Origin of the sequence: Pseudomonas sp. RC10 (genome assembly GCF_038397775.1) — a bacterium.
Classification (GTDB): Bacteria; Pseudomonadota; Gammaproteobacteria; order Pseudomonadales; family Pseudomonadaceae; genus Aquipseudomonas; species Aquipseudomonas bambusae.
This window is the reverse complement of the sequence record NZ_CP151650.1, coordinates 4,661,670-4,680,263: the sequence shown is the minus strand read 5'-3', so window position 1 is coordinate 4,680,263 and position 18,594 is coordinate 4,661,670. Positions and strand designations below refer to the sequence as shown.

The following is an 18,594-nucleotide window of genomic DNA, read 5'->3' as shown; positions in this document are numbered from 1 at the left end:
TGTACCTCTTGCCCGCCCCACACTGCGGGCTTTTTTTCGCCCGATGAATATGTACCGCAGGGCCGGTTGCAACCTGTGAACACTCCAGTGCATCTCATACACCTGGAGCCCGCCATGACCGGTACCGTTTTACAGCCCGTCGACCTGCTGACCGCAGACGAACCCCACGATCAACCCTTGCAGTCACTCAGCATTGCGATGCCCGGCTGGCTGAGCACCGTCGAGCAGCCTGTTCGCGATGAATATGCCCAGCGGCTCACCGAGTACCACGCCAGCGCCCAGGCACTTGAAAACCATCTGGATCACGTGCTGCCTTCGTTCGAAGATTTCGTTCGAGCGCGCATCAAGGCCAGGATCAAGGATGATCTGGGCATCGATCTCGATCCTGATCTCATCACTGTCGAGCTGCCGAAACGGGTCTGGCGCGACTACCGAATCGACCCTCAATACGGGCGGGTGACGAATTATTTTGCACCGTGGGTCGCCAGTCGGGAGCGTGAGCGCCTGACGTTGGCGGCCCTGGCCGAGCGCAATTTTGCAGCGGGTGACGCGCAGATGGCGCGGCGTTTCGATTTCGCCGCGATCCATGGCACGTCGAACCTGTCGGGCACTTGGCTGCACGCGGTCATTCCGCAGCTGGACGTTGCGCTGCACTACCGTAATTTGCTTAAAAAAGTGTTCCAGCTGGCACCTGCGTCCACGGTGCAACAACAGCTCGACGCCGAGCGCCTGCTGGAACCCTATCAGCGCAAGATCGAGCTGGAGGCGTTCTGCGAACTCAATCGTCGACGCCTGAGCGAAGAGGGTGGTCTGTTGCTGCAACTGGCAGCCCAGTCTCGCTCTCAGGCCGAAAGCGACGCCGCTGGCATCGAGATGAACTGGCTGCAGTTCAAGCCGGGCACCTCGGTGAGTGGCGAGCAGGACAGCCACACGTTGAGCGGACTGTGTGCAATTCGCAGCAAAGTCTCCAACCACACCGTGATCTACCTGCCCGACGCGCCCGACGACGTCCTGACTGTCGAGGCGTCCGATCCTGAAACCGCCCGATCCCGCTTGATCCAGCACCTGATCAGCAAGCCCGCGCTGACGGGTTACCTCGCACAGCGCACGCTGGACGCTCAGGGGGCGGCCTGTCACGTCAGCTACATCAACCAGTCACTGGCTCGCGGGTTCGAAGGTTTTCTGCGTTTCGTTCCCGCGCTCGACCTGCAACTCGCCGCCCAGCAGCTCGACACCCGCGCCTGGATGCTTCAGCAGGCGATCCAGAGCCGCGCGCGCACCCGCTTCGACATCCAGACCGAGCAGAACCGGCAGCAAGGCGAGAGGTATGTGGGGTACCTGAAAGCCCTGTTGGGTCTGCTTCCCGGCATCGGCACCCTGGTCAGCGTGCAGGATGGCTGGCTGGATGGCCACGACGCCATGAAAGCCTTCAGGGAGGGGCGCCTGGACGACGGCCTGCTGGCGTTGGGTAGCACGGCGATGAGTGTGCTCGACGTGGCGATGTCGGTGATTCCCGGTGCCGCCAGCGTGTTTGTGCTGGGACGGATGGCGCGGCGCAGCGCGAGGCTGAAGACTGCGACGTCCGGGCTGCGCGAGCACGTGCTGACGCCGTTCGAGGGCTATGCAGTGCCCAAGTCACTGAATGATGCGGTGCCGCAATCCGGTCGCGATCTCGGCACGCGGCTCAAGGACGGTCAACTGTGGATCGAGCGCGAAGGGCAGGCGTACGAGGTCTACCGACGCGCGGGGAGCAAACGCTGCGCTTGAAGAAGACCGCCGTTCATGGCTTCGAACCCCCGGTGCGGTTTCACAATGGCGCCTGGGTGTACCACTCGGATGTCGGGCTCAGGGGCGGCATGCGCTCGACCATTGCCGAAACCCTGATCGCCCAGGCCCACGGCGACCCTGCGTTCAAGAACCGACACGCACGGCAGTTGCTTGATGAGTTCGAGTTTCCGGCTGATCGTCAGCGCAGGCTGGAGCTGGACATCGCCGTGCACTACCAGAAACACAAGGCGGTTCCTGAATGGGCCGAGGCCTATCGTCGGCCGCCGCACGCCGAGCCACAACCTGGCACCAGCGGCAGTAAACGCAAGGAGCCGCCCACAGCAGAAGGCCAGCAGACGCGTCCACCTCAACCAGGGTCTTCGGCGTTACTCGATGCACTGGACGGCGTCGACCGCTGGAAGCGTTGGGGTCGCCCTCTGGATGACGCCGGCAGGCTGCAACAGATCGAGGTGTTTCCACCGATCTTCCGGCTCAAAGATCAACCGGGCAGCAACTTCGTGCAGATCGACGATCAGCGATTCGACATCCTGCCGAGCGGGGCGAGCCAGAATCCTTCGATCGTGTTCCTGAAAAGTCCGACGACCCTTGAGGACAGTTTTTCCGGCCTCAACGAAACCATACGCCGGGACCGCCTGAATCAACCGGCGATGGCGTCTTTCAAGGATGGGCGCTGGACCGTGCACGGTCCGTTGTTCAGGTTGAAGATTCAGCATCTGGTGGAGGAGGCAAGGCCTGGACTGAGCCCGGCCACGTGCCGGATTCTCGCAGAAAAAATCTACGACGCCGCTGATCAGGCGCACACGGGTCTGACGGCCACCCGCCTGATCAACACCAAGGCCACCCTCAACGCCTGGAAAAAGGGACAGCTGGCGCCGTTACCGCAGTTGAATGATCCGCTGCTGATGCTTGAAGGTGCACCTCTCACCGGAATCGGCACCACCATGCCCCGCCTGTGGATCAGTTACGGCCCGTCGATTCAGGATTTCAAACGTCTGGATTTCGCGGTCTCGAAACCTCCGCTGGTGACCCTGCTGGAAAGGGTCACCAGTGGCCCTCGCATCGGCGCACCGGCAAAAACGGCAATGCGTGAGTTCATGTCGGCGTTGATGACCGACGCAGGCTACCGCATGGTTTCCGACGGTGAAGCGGTGTTGCAGGTGCGTTCGATCCTGTTGTTCCGACGCACCGGACAGGAGCACCTCTACATGCTGAACACGCATTTCGTCTCTGCTTCGCAAGTGGAGTTTCAGACCCTGACGCCAAACGCCGCCGTTCCCCTGTCCAATCGCTGGATCGATGAGTGGGCGGCGGCGCGACCGGGAGAAGGTGCGTTGAATACCTTGCTCGAAGCCCGGGATCAGGGGCGTCTGGTGAAATTGATCGGGGGTGTCAGAAGCGGCAGCTCGCTGGAGCCGGCGCCGCAGGTGTTCATACAGCGCGTCGCCGAACCGTGAGGAACACGCCGCTGCCTTGAGAGGACAACAGCGTGCAGGGCGTCAATGGCTGAGCAGTGCAGCGCTGCCCGCGCCACTGAATAGCCCGGCGCTGATGCGGTTGAACCAGGTTTGCCCTTTACCTGTGCGCAGGTAACGCGCAGCACCCTGGGCGCTGAAGCCGTAGAACAGCTTGCAGGTCAGGTCCAGCAGCGTCCACGTGATGATCATGGTGATCAACTGACCGAGGAAAGGCTGGTCGGCCTTGAGGAACTGCGGCAGAAACGCGGCGAAGAACAGGATGTCTTTCGGGTTGCTGCCGCCGAGCACGAAGGCGCGCCAGAACAGCGACCCAAAGCCCGGATGGCTGACGGCCGCTGGCACCTCTGCGCCGGTCGCGGGTTGGCGGGACTGTTTCCAGCTTTGCCAGGCGAGGTAGAACAGGTACAGCCCGCCAACGATCTTCAGTGCGCTGAACAATTGCTCCGACGCCATCAACAACGCCCCCAGGCCAAGGGCTGAGGCGCTGAGCAGGCAGATCGACGCGCAGACCCCGCCGAAAAACGCCGGGTATGAACGCAGCACGCCATAGTTCAGGCTGTTGCCGATCATCAGCAGGGACAGCGGCCCCGGGATCAAAATCACCACCAGCGCGGCGCCGCTGAACAGCAGCCAGGTTTCCAGGGTCATGGGGTTTCTCCTTGTTGAAATCGGAAAAGCAAAAACGCCACCCAATGGGCGACGTCATGTGCGGATCTACAGCGTTCCCTGTGGGAGCGAATTCATTCGCGATGCGGTGATGCAGGCGACGAATCTACGTCGACAGTACCGCCTCATTCGCGAATGAATTCGCTCCCACAGGGGATGTTGCATCAGGCAGATACGGGCCTCTTTACAGGAACACAAACTTGGCAATGAAGATCGCGCACAGCGCCCACAGGCTCACCGAAATCTCCTTATGGCGCCCGGTAAACGCCTTCAGCACGACGTAGGTGATGAAGCCCAGTGCGATGCCGTCGGCCACCGAGAAGGTCAGCGGCATCATGATCGCCGTGACAATGGCCGGAATCGCGTCGGTGGCCTCGTCCCATTCAATGTGGGCCATGCCGCCCATCATCAGCATCGCCACGTAGATCAACGCGCCTGCGGTGGCGTACGCCGGGATCATCCCCGCCAATGGGGCGAAGAACATCGCGGCGACGAACAGCACGCCCACGGTCACGGCCGTCAGCCCGGTGCGGCCACCCGCCGCCACGCCCGAAGCACTTTCCACATAACTGGTGACAGGCGGCACGCCGACCATCGCGCCGAACACGCTCGATGCACTGTCAGCCTTGAGGGCGCGGGACAGGTTCTCGATGCGGCCATCGTCATTCACCAACCCGGCCCGTTGCGCGACGCCCATCAAGGTGCCCGCGGTGTCGAACATGTGCACAAACAGAAAAGCCAACACCACGCTGATCATGCTGACGTTGAACACGCCTGCGACGTCCATCGCCATCCATGTCGGCGCCAGGCTCGGCGGGGTGGAGAAGATACCGTTGTAATGCACCAGCCCCAGGCCCCAACCGGCGGCGGTTACGGTGATGATGCTGATCAGGATCGCGCCAAACACGCGGTGATAGCTGAGCACCGCAATCATCAGAAAGCAGATCGCCGCCAGCAACGGACCGGGTTCACGCAGCGAACCCAGCTTGATCAACGTCGCGGGGCTGTCGACCACGATGCCCGCTGTTTTCAGGCCGATCAGCCCGAGGAACAGCCCGACCCCCGCGCCCATCGCGAACCGCAGGCTCACCGGAATGCTGTTGAGCAGCCATTCGCGGACGCGGGAGAGGGTGAGGATCATGAAGATCACGCCCGAGATGAACACCGCACCCAGCGCGGTCTGCCAGCTGTAGCCCATCGTGCCGACGACGGTGTAGGTGAAGAACGCGTTCAGCCCCATGCCCGGCGCCAGGCCCACCGGCCAGTTGGCGTACAGGCCCATGAGCAGGCAACCCAGCGCGGCGGCGATGCAGGTGGCCACGAACGCCGCGCCGTGATCGATGCCCGCGTCGGCCATGATGTTGGGGTTGACGAAGATGATGTACGCCATGGTGATGAAGGTCGTCAGGCCCGCCAGCAGCTCGGTCCGAACGGTGGTGCCGTGCAGGCTGAGCTTGAAGAGGCGTTCAAGCAGGCCCGAGCGTGTCGGCCTGAGGTCTCCTTGAGTGGCTTCCAGCGGCGTGGCTTCGGTTTTGCGACTTTCCACAGTGAATCCCTCGAAACGTTTTTGTTGTTTTTTTCAGAGCCGGTAACTGCTCCGTGGGGCGAATCGACCGCCAGCCTGATTTGTTGACTGGAAGGTCAGAAACGTGCACGAGCGAATTATGCTTTTGTATACAAAAAATGCAAATAATGTTTTCGATTTTGTCGTGGGGATTTTTGGGATTGTGTGCATAACGAAGCGAACGGCAGAAATCTGTTCAGCCGCTGTGCACTGTGTACAATGCGCCATTACTTTTACTGTGACTTTGCCCTGATATCTGCTATTGCTTTTGTCATCGCCGTTACGGTCACGGCTTACATGCCGGATTCAGTTCTCACGAGTGCCCATGAACGATCAGTTGCAACCCCTCAAGAAACAGCCGCGCACCGCCAAGGCGGGCCGCAGCGGCACCCAGGACGACATCGTCTACGCGCACATTTTCGAGGCCATCCTCGAACAACGGTTGGCGCCCGGCACCAAGCTTTCCGAAGAAGCCTTGGGTGAGATTTTCGGGGTCAGCCGCACCATCATTCGTCGCGCTTTGTCGCGTCTGGCCCACGAAGGCGTGGTGTTGTTGCGCCCGAATCGCGGCGCGGTGGTTGCCAGCCCGAGCGTGGACGAAGCGCGACAAGTGTTTTTCGCACGGCGCATGGTCGAGAAGGCGATCACTGAATTGGCGGTCGAACACGCGACGCCGGAGCAGTTGAACGAACTGCGCAAGATGGTCAGCGACGAGCGCGACAGTTTTTCCAGAGGGGATCGTGGAGCGGGGATTCGCCTGTCGGGCGAGTTCCATTTGAAGTTGGCCGAAGCAGCCAAGAATGCGCCGCTGATCAGCTTCCAGCGCAGCCTGGTGTCGCAGACCTCACTCATCATTGCTCAGTACGAAAGCGGCAACCGCTCGCACTGTTCCTACGATGAGCACACCCAGTTGATCGACGCCATCGAAGCCCGCGACGCGACGCTGGCGGTGAGCCTGATGATGCACCACATGGACCACATCGACAGCAAGCTCAACCTCGACGAAGAAAGCGCCTCCGACGACCTGCACGCAGTGTTCTCGCACCTGATGCTGCCGAAGAAAAAGCCGGGGCGCAGCACGGCGGTTTGATTGCGCAAACCCGCCGCATGTTTTTTAGCCAAGCGGATTTGCGGCGGACGCAGATTTAATCTGTGGGAGCGAATTCATTCGCGAATCGGTGTCTTGGGCGATGCATCTCTGTTGGGTGTACGGCCGCCGCATCGCGAATGAATTCGCTCCCACAGGGGCTCTTGTCCAATTTCAAAATTGGGTGCTGACCTCAGCGCTTATGCACCAACACCCCCGCCGAATACGTCTCGCTCACCGTCCGGTCGTCCCCCAGCGTCATCAGCACGAACAGCTGTTCTTCGATGCTCTTCGCCTGTTTCATGCGGTAGGACAGCAGCGGGGTGGCGTTGAAGTCCAGCACCACGAAGTCCGCCTCAGTTCCGGCGTGCAGGTTGCCGATCTTGTCTTCCAGACGCAGCGCCCGCGCACCCCCCAGGGTCGCCAGGTACAGCGATTTGAACGGGCTCAGCTTGGCGCCCTGCAACTGCATGACCTTGTAGGCCTCGTTCAGCGTTTGCAGCAGCGAGAAGCTGGTGCCGCCGCCCACGTCCGTCCCCAGTCCCACATTGACCTTGTGCTTTTCCGCCATCGGCAGGTTAAACAGCCCACTGCCCAGGAAGAAGTTAGACGTCGGGCAGAAGGCAATGGCTGACCCGGTCTCCGACAGCCGCTGACATTCCTCGTCGCAAAGGTGCACCCCGTGGGCAAACACCGAGCGCTCACCCAGCAGCTTGAAGTGGTCGTACACGTCCAGGTAATTCTTGCGCTCCGGGAACAGCGCCTTGACCCATTCGACTTCCTTCAGGTTTTCGCTGATGTGGGTCTGCATGTAGAGGTCGGGATACTCGGTCAACAACTGGCCAGCGAGGGCAAGCTGCTCGGGCGTGCTGGTCGGTGCGAAGCGGGGCGTGACCGCGTAATGCAGACGGCCCTTGCCATGCCAGCGCTCGATCAACGCCTTGCTGTCGACGTAGCTGGATTCGGCGGTGTCCACCAGATAATCCGGGGCGTTGCGGTCCATCATCACCTTGCCCGCGATCATCCGCAGGTTGAGCTTTTCGGCTGCCGTGAAGAACGCTTCCACCGACTCTTTGTGACGGCTGCCGAACACCAGCGCCGTCGTGGTGCCGTTACTCAGCAATTCCTTGATGAAGATGTCGGACACTTCCGCCGCGTGGACAGGGTCAGCGAACTGCTTCTCGCAGGGAAACACGTAGGTATTGAGCCAGTCCAGCAACTGCTCGCCGTAGGAACCGACCATGCCGGTCTGCGGTAAATGGATGTGAGTGTCGATGAAACCGGCGGTGATCAGCGCGTCGGTGTAGGTCACCACTTCAACGTCGCTGCCAAGGCTGCCCAGCAAATCCCGGGCATGGCCGACGGCGGAAATCTTGCCGTTCTCCACCACCATCAGGCCGTCTTCGAAATACTCGTAGGACGCTTCGGCCACCACCTCGGCAGGGTCGGCGATGCTGTGGACGATGGCGGCACGGTAGGCTTTCTTTTCAATAGTCATGTTTACGATTCGTTCTTCTAAAAATTCATTGAGCCTGGGCGCGGCGAGAGACCGGCATCAGTTTGGCGATGGGTTCTGAGGTCGAGCCATGCTCGCCGCTCTCTGTGCCGAAATGCAGGTTGTAGGTCGCGATCACCTCGGCGGCGACCGAGACGGCAATCTCCATCGGCAGCTTGCCTTTCACTTCGGACAGCCCCATCGGGCAGCGCATGCGTTGCACCAGCGCGGGATCGAAGCCGCGATCACGCAGGCGGTGTTCGAATTTGGCGCGTTTGGTCTTCGAGCCGATCAGCCCGAACCAGGTGAAGTCGCCGCGCTTAAGAATGGCGGCGGTCAGTTCCAGATCGAGCTGATGATTGTGGGTCATGACGACGCAATAACTGCTAGCGGGCAGATGATCCACTTCGTCGACGACTTCTTCGTTGACGATTTTGCTCACGCCTTCAGGCAGGTGCGCCGGGAATTCCGCCTCCCGCGAATCGATCCAGCGCACGCGGCAGGGCAGGCTGGCCAACAGCGGGACCAACGCACGGCCGACGTGGCCAGCACCAAACACGGCAATCTGCGCCTGGGGCTGGCCCATGGGTTCGAACAGCAGCACGTTCACGCCGCCGCAGCACTGCCCCAGACTCGCGCCGAGACTGAAGCGTTCGAGGCGGGTTTGCTGGCTGCCGCTGGCGAGCATCTCGCGGGCGATTTCAATGGCCTTGTATTCCAGATGGCCGCCGCCAATGGTGTCGTAGATCCGCTCGGCGCTGACCACCATCTTCGACCCCGCGTTGCGCGGCGTTGAGCCACGCTCCTCGATGATCGTCACCAGCACGCAGGCTTCACCCTGGGTTTGCAACTCGGCGAGGGCGCTGATCCAGTTGTTCATGTGTTTCTCCTGATCGCCTGTGGCAGATCAAAAATCTTGTTTGGCTGTACCGGCGTCATCGCGAGCAAGCTCACTCCTGCAGGGATTGCGCACTGCCTGTAGGAGTGAGCTTGCTCGCGATGAGGTCCATCCAGACGCCGCTAAACCGGTGAAACCGTCAGCTCATGGGCCACACCGACTGCCTCGGAACTGGCCACCTTCAACTGGCGCATCTGCTCACACCCCCACAACACCCGCTCCGGCGTGGCAGGCGCGTCGATCTTCGGCTGATGCTTGTAATCGCCGAGACTCGCCACGGCATCCTTGATCGCACACCAGGCCGCAATCCCCAACATGAACGGCGGCTCACCCACGGCCTTGGAATGGAACACCGTGTCTTCCGGGTTTTTGCGGTTTTCCACCAGCTTGACCCGCAAGTCGGCGGGCATGTCCGCCACCGCCGGGATCTTGTAACCGGCCGGGCCGTTGGTCATCAGCTTGCCCTTGGCGTTCCACACCAGTTCTTCGGTGGTCAGCCAGCCCATGCCTTGAATGTAGCCGCCCTCGACCTGGCCGATGTCGATGGCCGGGTTCAGCGAGGCGCCGACGTCGTGGAGGATGTCGGTGCGCAGCATCTTGTATTCACCGGTCAGGGTGTCGACGACCACTTCAGTGCAGGCCGCGCCAAAGGCGAAGTAATAGAACGGCCGACCTCTAGCCTGACTGCGGTCGTAGTAAATCTTCGGCGTCTTGTAATAGCCGGTGCTCGACAGCGAAACCTGCCCCATCCACGCCTGTTGCGCCAATGTGTCGAAGCTGATGACCTGCTCGCCGACCCGCACGTGACCGTTGCGGAATTCGACCTGAGCGGCTTCGCATTTGTAATGTTTCGCGGCGAATTCGATGAGCCGTTGCTTGATGGTTTCCGCTGCGTTTTGCGCGGCCTTACCGTTCAAATCCGCACCGCTGGACGCTGCGGTCGGCGAGGTGTTCGGCACTTTGTCGGTGTTGGTCGCGGTGATCTGCACGCGGCTGATGTCCACCTGAAACACCTCGGCCACCACCTGCGCAACCTTGGTGTTCAAGCCCTGGCCCATCTCGGTGCCGCCGTGGTTCAGGTGGATGCTGCCGTCGGTATAAATGTGGATCAGCGCACCCGCCTGATTGAGGAAACTGGCGGTGAAGGAAATGCCGAATTTAACCGGGGTCAACGCCAGGCCCTTCTTCAGAATCGGGCTGTTGGCGTTGTAAGCCGTGATTGCTTTACGGCGCTCCGCGTATTGACTGCTTTCTTCCAGTTCGGCGGTCATTTCTTCGAGCATGTTGTGCTCGACTTCCTGGTAATAGTGGGTGACGTTGCGCTCGGTCTTGCCGTAGTAATTGGCCTTGCGCACGGCCAGCGGGTCCTTGCCCAGATGGCGGGCGATGGCGTCCATCACTTCTTCGATGGCAACCATCCCTTGCGGACCGCCGAAGCCACGGTAGGCCGTGTTCGACGCGGTGTTGGTCTTGCAGCGGTGGCCGTTGATGGTAGCGTCACCCAGGTAATACGAGTTGTCCGAGTGGAACATCGCGCGGTCGACGATAGAGGCCGACAAGTCCGGCGAGCAGCCGCAGTTCCCGGCCAGCTCCAGCTGAATGCCGTGCAGGCGCCCGTCGTTGTCGAAGCCCACGTCGTACTCGACGTAGAAGGGGTGGCGCTTGCCGGTCATGATCATGTCTTCCATGCGCGGCAGGCGCATCTTGGTCGGTTGACCGGTCAGGCGCGCGATCACCGCGCACAGGCACGCCGGGCTGGCGGCTTGCGTTTCCTTGCCACCGAATCCGCCACCCATGCGGCGCATGTCGACCACCACCTTGTTCATCGACACGTCGAGCACTTCGGCGACCAGCTTCTGCACTTCGGTGGGGTTTTGCGTGGAGCAGTAGACGATCATGCCGCCGTCTTCGGTGGGCATCACCGAGGAGATTTGCGTCTCCAGATAAAAGTGCTCCTGCCCGCCGATGTGCAGCGTGCCCTGAATGCGGTTCGGGGCCGTATCCAGCGCCGCGACCGAGTCGCCGCGCTTGTGGGTGTGGCTGTCCAGCACGAAATGTTTGTTGCGGTAGGCCGCGACCACGTCGAGCACCGGCTCCAGGTCTTCGTATTCGATGATGGCGGCCATTGCTGCCTTGCGTGCCGTTTCCAGATCACGTGCGGCCACGGCGATCACCGGCTGACCGACGAACTCGACTTTGTCGATGGCCAGCAGCGGATCGCCCGGCAGCAAAGGGCCGATGTCTTTCAGGCCGGGAATGTCTTCGTGAGTGATGGCGATGCGCACGCCTTCGAAGTCGTAGCAGGGCGACACATCGACGCTGACGATGCGCGCGTGGGCCCGGTCGGACATCCGCGCATAGACGTGCAACTGATTAGGGAATTCGAGCCGGTCATCGATGTAAATCGCTTCGCCTGAGACGTGTTTATCGGCGCTGTCGTGCTTGACGCTGCGGCCGACGCCCGAGGTGAGGTCCTGCTGAAACAGGGCAACCAGTTCTTCTTGAGTCTTTTGCGGTGCGTGATTAGACATAGTCGGTCACCCGTGTCTCGATGTGCGGCGTTTGCAGCTCGATGAAGTATTTACGCAGCAGGTTCTGCGCGCTCAGCAGGCGGTATTCCTTGGTGGCGCGGAAGTCCGACAGCGGGGTGAAATCCTGCGCCAGCGCGGCACAGGCGCGCTCGACCGTGGCCGAGGTCCAGGGCTGGCCGATCAGGGCCTTTTCACAGTTCGCAGCACGTTTCGGGATCGCCGCCATGCCGCCAAACGCCGCACGGGCATCGACGATCGCGCCGTTTTCCACCTGCACGCGGAACGCTGCGCAGACCGCCGAAATGTCGTCGTCCAGACGCTTCGAAACCTTGTAGGCGCGGAAGGCCTGTTTGGCGTTGGCTTTCGGCACGATGATCTTTTCGATGAACTCGCTTTCCTGACGTGCAGTGACACGGTAGTCGATGAAGTAATCCTCCAGCGCCAGCGTGCGAGTCTTCTCGCCTTTGCGCAGGACGATGCTGGCGCCGAGCGCGATCAGCAGGGGCGGTGAGTCGCCAATCGGTGAGGCATTGCCGATGTTGCCGCCCAGCGTGCCCTGATTGCGGATCTGCAGCGACGCAAAACGGTGCAGCAATTCGCCGAAGTCTGGGTATTCGCTGCTCAACGCTTCGTAACAATCGGTGAGCGCCGTGGCAGCGCCGATTTCGAGGCGGTCGTCGAAGTGTTCGATCTTCTTCATGTCGGCGACGTTGCCGACGTAAATCATTACCGGCAGGGCGCGATGGAACTGGGTGACTTCCAGTGCCAGATCGGTGCCCCCCGCCAGCAGGCGCGCCTGGGGATAAGAATCGTAGAGATCGGCCAGATCGGCGACGGTCAGCGGAACGAGGCAGCGTTTGTCGCCGCTGTTCAGCTCGGCGGTTTCCGCCGGCTTGATGGCTTTCAGGCGCGCGATGGTCTGCGCCTTCAAGGCATCGAACTGATCGGGTTGGCGTTGTTGGCCGCAGGCCTGTTCGGCGGCGGCGAGAATCGGGCGGTAACCGGTGCAGCGGCAGAGGTTGCCAGCGAGGGCTTCGTGGGCCTGAGCATGCCGTTGAGGGGGTGAGCTGGCAGTAGTGCTGTTTTTCTGCAAGGCGAACAGCGACATCACGAAGCCCGGCGTGCAGAACCCGCATTGCGAGCCATGGCACTCGACCATGGCCTTTTGCACGCTGTGCAGCTCGCCCTGGTGTTTGAGGTCTTCGACGCTGATCAGCTGTTTGCCGTGCAGCGACGCCACGAAGGTCAGGCAGGAATTCAGGCTGCGATAGCTCAGGTGCTCCTGGCCATCATCGTCGGTGGTCAATTCGCCCACCACCACGGTGCAGGCGCCACAGTCGCCGCTGGCGCAGCCTTCCTTGGTGCCGGACTTGTGCAAATGCTCGCGCAGGTAGTTGAGCACCGTCATGTTGGGGTCCAACGCATGTTCGGTTTTCAACGTCTGGTTCAGTAGAAACTGGATCACCGGTTGTGCCTCGTTTTTCTTTTAATAGAAGTGGTCATCGAACCTGTCGATGAATCTATCAGTTCTGACTATGGGGTCAACGAAAATCTGACCTTTAAGTCAAGAAATCGGGTTTTGCCGGGACTTGCCGATTAACGGCAGCCTGCGGTTGCAATGAATCGCTGCGCACACGCTCAAAGTTTTGCTTATTTCGTGCCACATTGCGTGACATGGCCCTGCGCCACAGGTATCCAGTGCGATACACTTCCGCGCTTGTATGCAGCTATCGGTTTAAAGGAAAGACATGACGTTCAAGGCACCGGACAGCCTCGCTGAGCAGATTGCTCATCACCTTGCCGAGCGGATCATTCGTGGCGAGCTCAAGCCTGGGGAGCGGATTCAGGAGCAGAAGGTCACGCAGGCCCTCAACGTCAGCCGCGGTTCGGTCCGCGAAGCACTGTTGATCCTCGAACGCCGCCACCTGATCGCCATCCTGCCGCGCCGGGGTGCGCAGGTGACGGTGCTCACTGCGCACAACATTCAGAGCCTCTGCGCGTTGATGAGCGAGCTGTACATCTTGCTCGGCCTCGCGGTGGCCAAAAGCTGGACCGAACAACTCGATCTGGCGCCTTTCCTGCAAATCCAGCAACGGCTGATCGCCAGCTGCGAGCGGGGCGACGTGAAGAACTTCGTCGAGGACAGCTTCAATGTGATGCGCGCCGCGTACCCGTTCGCCAACAACCCGTACCTGCAAGAGACCGTCGAGAACTTTCAGCCGTCCATGAGCCGCTTTTATTACCTGGCGCTTGATCAGCGTCAGGCCGAGATGAGCGAATACCTGACGCTATTTGGCCAGTTGCTCGAAGCAGTGGTCGCCCGTGATCTGACGTGCATCCGCGAGGTGCTGACTGCCTACGCCGAGCGCAGTTGCCAATCCATTCTTTCTGCCTTGGCGGCCAGCTAATCCATGCGCCTCAAATGCATCAGGCTGGCCGGGTTCAAATCGTTCGTCGACCCGACGACGGTGAACTTCCCCAGCAACATGGCGGCCGTGGTCGGCCCCAATGGATGCGGCAAATCCAACATCATCGACGCGGTGCGCTGGGTCATGGGCGAAAGCTCGGCCAAGAACCTGCGCGGCGAGTCGATGACCGACGTCATCTTCAACGGCTCCACCAGCCGCAAACCGGTGAGCCAGGCGAGCATCGAGCTGGTCTTCGACAACTCCGACAGCACCCTGGTGGGCGAATACGCCGCCTACGCGGAAATCTCCATTCGCCGCAAGGTCACCCGCGACAGCCAAAACACCTATTACCTGAACGGCACCAAATGCCGTCGTCGCGACATCACCGACATCTTCCTCGGCACCGGCCTGGGGCCGCGCAGCTACTCGATCATCGAGCAGGGCATGATCTCCAAGCTGATCGAAGCCAAGCCTGAGGACCTGCGCAATTTCATCGAGGAAGCGGCGGGCATCTCCAAGTACAAGGAGCGCCGTCGCGAGACCGAGAACCGCATCCGCCGCACCCACGAAAACCTCGCGCGCCTGACCGACTTGCGCGACGAGCTTGAACGCCAGCTTGAGCGTCTGCACCGCCAGGCTCAGGCCGCCGAGAAGTATCAGGAATACAAGGCCGAAGAACGCCAGTTGAAGGCGCAACTGTCAGCCTTGCGCTGGCAGGCCCTGAACGAACAAGTGGCGCAGCGCGAGTCCGTCATCGGCAGCCAGGAAGTCGGTTTCGAGGCATTGGTGGCCGATCAACGCAGCGCCGATGCCGCCATCGAGCGCCTGCGGGACGGGCATCACGACCTGTCCGAGCGCTTCAATCTGGTGCAGGGCCGCTTCTATTCGGTGGGCGGCGACATTGCTCGCAACGAACAGAGCATCCAGCACGGCCAGCAGCGTTTGCGGCAGTTGCAGGACGACCTGCGCGAAGCCGAGCGCGCGCGGCAGGAAACCGAATCCCACCTGGGCCACGACCGCACCTTGCTCGCGACCCTTGGCGAAGAGCTGGAAATGCTCGAACCCGAGCAGGAGATGACCCTCGCCGCCGCCGAAGAATCCGCCGCCGCGCTGGAAGAAGCCGAAGCCGCGATGCACAGCTGGCAGGAGAAGTGGGACGCCTTCAACCTGAGCTCCGCCGAACCGCGCCGTCAGGCCGAGGTTCAGCAATCGCGCATCCAGCAGCTGGAAACCAGCATGGAGCGGCTGGCCGAGCGTCAGCGTCGCCTCGGTGAAGAACGCCAATTGCTGGCGGCCGATCCGGAAGACGCGGCGATCCTCGACCTGAGCGAAGACCTCGCCGCCCGCGAGATGGCCTCCGAAGAACTGCTGGCCGAAGAAGAGCAGCTCATCGAGCGCCTTGAGCACCTGCGCGTCGAACTGCAACGGGCCACCCAGTCCCAGCAACAGGCGCAGGGTGAACTGCAACGCCTCAACGGCCGAATCGCGTCGCTGGAAGCGTTGCAACAGGCGGCGCTTGATCCCGGAACGGGCACCGCCGAATGGCTGCGCGATCATCAGTTGAGCGAGCGTCCGCGCCTGGCTGAAGGCCTGCGCGTGGACGCGGGTTGGGAGCTGGCGGTGGAAACCGTGCTCGGCGCTGACCTGCACGCGGTGTTGGTCGATGACTTCGCGGGCCTCGATTTGGCCGGTTTCAGCCAGGGCGACCTGCGCCTGGTCAGCCCTTCGAAAGACATCACGCGCATTCCCGGCAGCCTGCTGGACAAGGTCGAATCCCGCGTCGATCTGACCCCGTGGCTGGGTCAGGTGAAACCGGTGGAGACCCTCGATGACGCGCTGTCGATGCGCGGGCAACTGAGCGCAGGTCAGAGCCTGATCAGTCGCGATGGCTATTGGGTCGGGCGCGATTTTCTGCGGGTCCGTCGCGCCAGCGAAGCCGAGAGCGGCGTGCTGGCGCGTGGGCAAGAACTGCAGCGCCTTGAAGCCGAGCGCGACGAGCGGGAAGCGACCCTCGCCGCGCTGGAAGACCAACTGCTGACTCAGCGCGAGCAACAACGGGTGCAGGAAGACAGCCGCGAGCAACTGCGCCGTCGCCTGCAAGACGAAACCCGTCAGCAAAGCGAACTCAAGGCTCAACTGTCGGCGGCCAAGGCCAAGGTCGAGCAGTTGACCCTGCGCCGCACCCGTCTCGACGAAGAACTGACCGAACTGGGCGAGCAGCGCGCCATCGAGCAGGAAAGCCTCGGTGAATCCCGGCTGCAATTGCAGGACGCCCTCGACAGCATGGCGCTGGACACCGAACAGCGTGAGCTGCTGCTGGCCCAGCGCGACAGCCTGCGCGAGCGGTTGGACCGGGTGCGTCAGGAAGCCCGTCAGCACAAGGACCACGGCAACCAGTTGGCCGTGCGCTTGAGTTCGTTGCGGGCACAGCACGACTCGACCCGTCAGGCGCTGGAGCGGCTGGAGATGCAGTCTGAACGCCTGACCGAAAAGCGCGAACAGCTGAACCTCGGGCTGGAGGAGGGCGAAGCACCGCTGGAAGAATTGCGCCTCAAACTCGACGAATTGCTGGAAAAACGCATGGTCGTCGACGACGAAATGCGCATCGCCAAAAACGCCCTGGAAGACACCGACCGCGAACTGCGCGAAGCGGAGAAACGCCGGACCCAGGCTGAACAACAATCCCAACTCCTGCGCGGGCAACTGGAGCAGCAGCGGCTTGAATGGCAGTCCCTGACCGTGCGCCGCAAAACCTTGCAGGAGCAATTGCAGGAAGACGGCTACGATTTAAATGGTGTACTGGCGACCCTGACGCCCGAGGCCAACGAGAAGGAAGCCGAAGATGAGCTGGAGCGCATTGCGGCCCGGATTCAGCGTCTCGGCGCGATCAACCTCGCGGCCATCGACGAATACCAGCAGCAGTCCGAGCGCAAGCGTTATCTGGACGCGCAGGACGCCGACCTCGTCGAAGCGCTGGACACCCTGGAAAACGTGATCCGCAAGATCGACAAAGAAACGCGCAATCGCTTCAAAGAGACCTTTGATCAGATAAACAGCGGAATTCAGGCACTTTTTCCAAAAGTTTTCGGTGGCGGCAGCGCTTACTTGGAACTGACGGGCGAAGATTTACTCGATACAGGGGTGACGATCATGGCGCGTCCTCCGGGCAAGAAAAACAGCACGATCCATTTGCTGTCCGGCGGCGAAAAAGCCCTGACCGCACTGGCGCTGGTTTTCGCCATTTTCAAACTCAACCCGGCGCCGTTCTGCATGCTCGACGAAGTCGACGCACCACTGGACGACGCCAACGTGGGCCGCTATGCCCGACTGGTCAAGGAGATGTCGCAAACCGTGCAGTTCATCTACATCACCCACAACAAGATCGCCATGGAAATGGCCGATCAACTGATGGGCGTCACCATGCATGAGCCGGGGTGTTCGCGCCTCGTGGCAGTGGACGTTGAGGAGGCGATGGCGCTGGTGGATGCGTAGCGGGTGACACAGGATTAAACAGATTTGAAGGGAAAAGTCAGGCGCAGAGGCTTCAGCACAGGTTTTACCGTCGCAGCAGTACAGATGCTCGCGACATGCCAGATGTAACAGACGGTGTAAAGTTACCTTTGGTCGTGCTAGCTTAATGTCCACTTTTTCTTGTTACGTGGGTAAAAGGCCATTCAGAACAGAGAGTTGGCTCCACGTTTTAAAGGGGTTTACGCCCTTAATTTTCAGAATTTTCATTAGAGGCACGGGATTACATGGAAATCGGTCTGCGAGAGTGGCTGATCGTCATCGGCATTATTGTCATTGCCGGTATTCTTTTTGACGGCTGGCGCCGGATGCGCGGCGGCAAAGGCAAGTTGAAATTCAGGCTGGACCGCAGCTTTTCCAACCTGCCGGACGACGAAGAAGGCTCGTCCGCCGAGGTGCTGGGCCCTGCGCGTGTCCTCGAATCCCAGAAAGAACCCCAGCTCGACGAGCACGACCTGCCCACCATGAGCGCGGCCCGCGAGCGCCCGGAGCGCGAAAGCAAACGCGGCAAGCGCAAAGACGAGCCGCAGCAGGGTGACCTTAACCTCGACACCGACGGCCCGAGCCTGTTCAGCGCCCGTGATGACGATTTCCCGGACGACAAGGCGCCACAGCGCATCACCGAAGACAAGGACCTGGCCCCGGTCGAAGAAGTGCTGGTGATCAGCGTGATTTCCCGCGACGAAAGCGGCTTCAAAGGCCCGGCGTTGCTGCAGAACATTCTGGAAAGCGGCCTGCGCTTCGGCGAGATGGACATTTTCCACCGTCACGAAAGCATGGCGGGCAATGGCGAAGTCCTCTTCTCCATGGCCAATGCGGTCAAGCCGGGCGTGTTCGACCTGGACGATATCGACCATTTCAGCACCCGCGCCGTGAGCTTCTTCCTCGGTTTGCCAGGCCCGCGTCACCCGAAGCAGGCGTTCGACGTGATGGTGGCGGCAGCCCGCAAGCTGGCCCACGAGCTGAACGGCGAGTTGAAAGACGATCAGCGCAGCGTCATGACCGCGCAGACCATCGAACACTACCGCCAGCGCATCGTCGAATTCGAGCGCCGCGCGCTGACTCAGCGTCGTTGATAAACGCAATACCTGTAGGAGTGAGCTTGCTCGCGATGAGGCATGTCTGACACGCCGCGTAGCCTGATCCAATCGCGA

General features: G+C 61.2%; 12 protein-coding genes. 6 read left to right on the top strand and 6 right to left on the bottom strand.

The genetic code is table 11. The features are described 5' to 3' along the window. Positions 1-114 precede the first annotated feature (114 nt). Both AAEO81_RS21340 and AAEO81_RS21335 read left to right on the top strand, forming a co-directional pair. Entirely contained in the window at positions 115-1,767 is a 1,653-nt protein-coding gene (locus AAEO81_RS21340) for a DUF6543 domain-containing protein (protein ID WP_341958922.1), read from the top strand. Then, positions 1,764-3,242: a hypothetical protein gene (locus tag AAEO81_RS21335; RefSeq protein ID WP_341958920.1), complete on the top strand. Its 1,479-nt coding sequence runs from the start codon at positions 1,764-1,766 to the stop codon at positions 3,240-3,242. The genes AAEO81_RS21340 and AAEO81_RS21335 overlap by 4 nt, the downstream gene beginning before the upstream one ends. A 42-nt stretch (positions 3,243-3,284) precedes the next feature. On the opposite strand, the gene AAEO81_RS21330 is transcribed toward AAEO81_RS21335, so the two are convergent. Together AAEO81_RS21330 and AAEO81_RS21325 are read right to left on the bottom strand one after the other, a co-directional pair. After that, the gene (locus AAEO81_RS21330) at positions 3,285-3,911 is read right to left on the bottom strand and encodes a LysE family translocator (protein WP_341958918.1); all 627 of its coding nucleotides are present in this window, start codon (positions 3,909-3,911) and stop codon (positions 3,285-3,287) included. 202 nt (positions 3,912-4,113) lie between these two features. Continuing rightward, positions 4,114-5,445, bottom strand: a complete 1,332-nt coding sequence (locus tag AAEO81_RS21325) for an NCS2 family permease (protein WP_341964591.1) — start codon at positions 5,443-5,445, stop codon at positions 4,114-4,116. A gap of 373 nt (positions 5,446-5,818) precedes the next feature. Between AAEO81_RS21325 and AAEO81_RS21320 the strand changes: the two genes are divergently transcribed. Further along, the gene (locus tag AAEO81_RS21320; protein ID WP_166597883.1) at positions 5,819-6,583 is read left to right on the top strand and encodes a GntR family transcriptional regulator; all 765 of its coding nucleotides are present in this window, start codon (positions 5,819-5,821) and stop codon (positions 6,581-6,583) included. 190 nt (positions 6,584-6,773) lie between these two features. On the opposite strand, the gene guaD is transcribed toward AAEO81_RS21320, so the two are convergent. The 4 genes from guaD to xdhA all read right to left on the bottom strand — a co-directional run bounded on the left by guaD (position 6,774) and on the right by xdhA (position 12,969). Further along, positions 6,774-8,078, bottom strand: coding sequence for a guanine deaminase (gene guaD, locus AAEO81_RS21315; protein WP_341958917.1), 1,305 nt, complete (start codon positions 8,076-8,078; stop codon positions 6,774-6,776). 25 nt (positions 8,079-8,103) lie between these two features. After that, positions 8,104-8,955, bottom strand: coding sequence for a xanthine dehydrogenase accessory protein XdhC (gene xdhC, locus AAEO81_RS21310; protein WP_341958916.1), 852 nt, complete (start codon positions 8,953-8,955; stop codon positions 8,104-8,106). A gap of 140 nt (positions 8,956-9,095) precedes the next feature. After that, positions 9,096-11,504 carry a xanthine dehydrogenase molybdopterin binding subunit gene (gene xdhB, locus AAEO81_RS21305; protein ID WP_341958915.1) on the bottom strand — a complete coding sequence of 803 codons (2,409 nt, stop codon included), beginning with the start codon at positions 11,502-11,504 and terminating at the stop codon, positions 9,096-9,098. Continuing rightward, the gene (gene xdhA, locus AAEO81_RS21300; protein WP_341958914.1) at positions 11,497-12,969 is read right to left on the bottom strand and encodes a xanthine dehydrogenase small subunit; all 1,473 of its coding nucleotides are present in this window, start codon (positions 12,967-12,969) and stop codon (positions 11,497-11,499) included. Before xdhA ends, xdhB begins: the two co-directional genes overlap by 8 nt. A gap of 283 nt (positions 12,970-13,252) precedes the next feature. Here xdhA and AAEO81_RS21295 point away from each other — a divergent pair, with 283 nt between their 5' ends. From AAEO81_RS21295 to zipA, 3 genes are all read left to right on the top strand, one after another. Next, positions 13,253-13,912, top strand: coding sequence for a GntR family transcriptional regulator (locus AAEO81_RS21295; protein WP_341958913.1), 660 nt, complete (start codon positions 13,253-13,255; stop codon positions 13,910-13,912). Positions 13,913-13,915: 3 nt separating this feature from the next. Further along, on the top strand, positions 13,916-17,404 hold the full coding sequence (gene smc / locus AAEO81_RS21290) for a chromosome segregation protein SMC (RefSeq protein WP_341958912.1): 3,489 nt from the start codon (positions 13,916-13,918) through the stop codon (positions 17,402-17,404). Between the two features lie 263 nt (positions 17,405-17,667). After that, complete coding sequence (zipA, locus tag AAEO81_RS21285; protein WP_341958911.1) at positions 17,668-18,516, top strand: cell division protein ZipA; 849 nt, start codon at positions 17,668-17,670, stop codon at positions 18,514-18,516. The last annotated feature ends 78 nt before the right edge of the window (positions 18,517-18,594 follow it).

Coding starts and splice junctions, on each gene's coding strand:
- AAEO81_RS21340 (WP_341958922.1), top strand. CDS start 115: ATGACCGGTACCGTTTTACAGCCCGTCGACCTGCTGACCGCAGACGAA.
- AAEO81_RS21330 (WP_341958918.1), bottom strand. CDS start 3,911: ATGACCCTGGAAACCTGGCTGCTGTTCAGCGGCGCCGCGCTGGTGGTG.
- AAEO81_RS21320 (WP_166597883.1), top strand. CDS start 5,819: ATGAACGATCAGTTGCAACCCCTCAAGAAACAGCCGCGCACCGCCAAG.
- guaD (WP_341958917.1), bottom strand. CDS start 8,078: ATGACTATTGAAAAGAAAGCCTACCGTGCCGCCATCGTCCACAGCATC.
- xdhC (WP_341958916.1), bottom strand. CDS start 8,955: ATGAACAACTGGATCAGCGCCCTCGCCGAGTTGCAAACCCAGGGTGAA.
- xdhB (WP_341958915.1), bottom strand. CDS start 11,504: ATGTCTAATCACGCACCGCAAAAGACTCAAGAAGAACTGGTTGCCCTG.
- AAEO81_RS21295 (WP_341958913.1), top strand. CDS start 13,253: ATGACGTTCAAGGCACCGGACAGCCTCGCTGAGCAGATTGCTCATCAC.
- smc (WP_341958912.1), top strand. CDS start 13,916: ATGCGCCTCAAATGCATCAGGCTGGCCGGGTTCAAATCGTTCGTCGAC.
- zipA (WP_341958911.1), top strand. CDS start 17,668: ATGGAAATCGGTCTGCGAGAGTGGCTGATCGTCATCGGCATTATTGTC.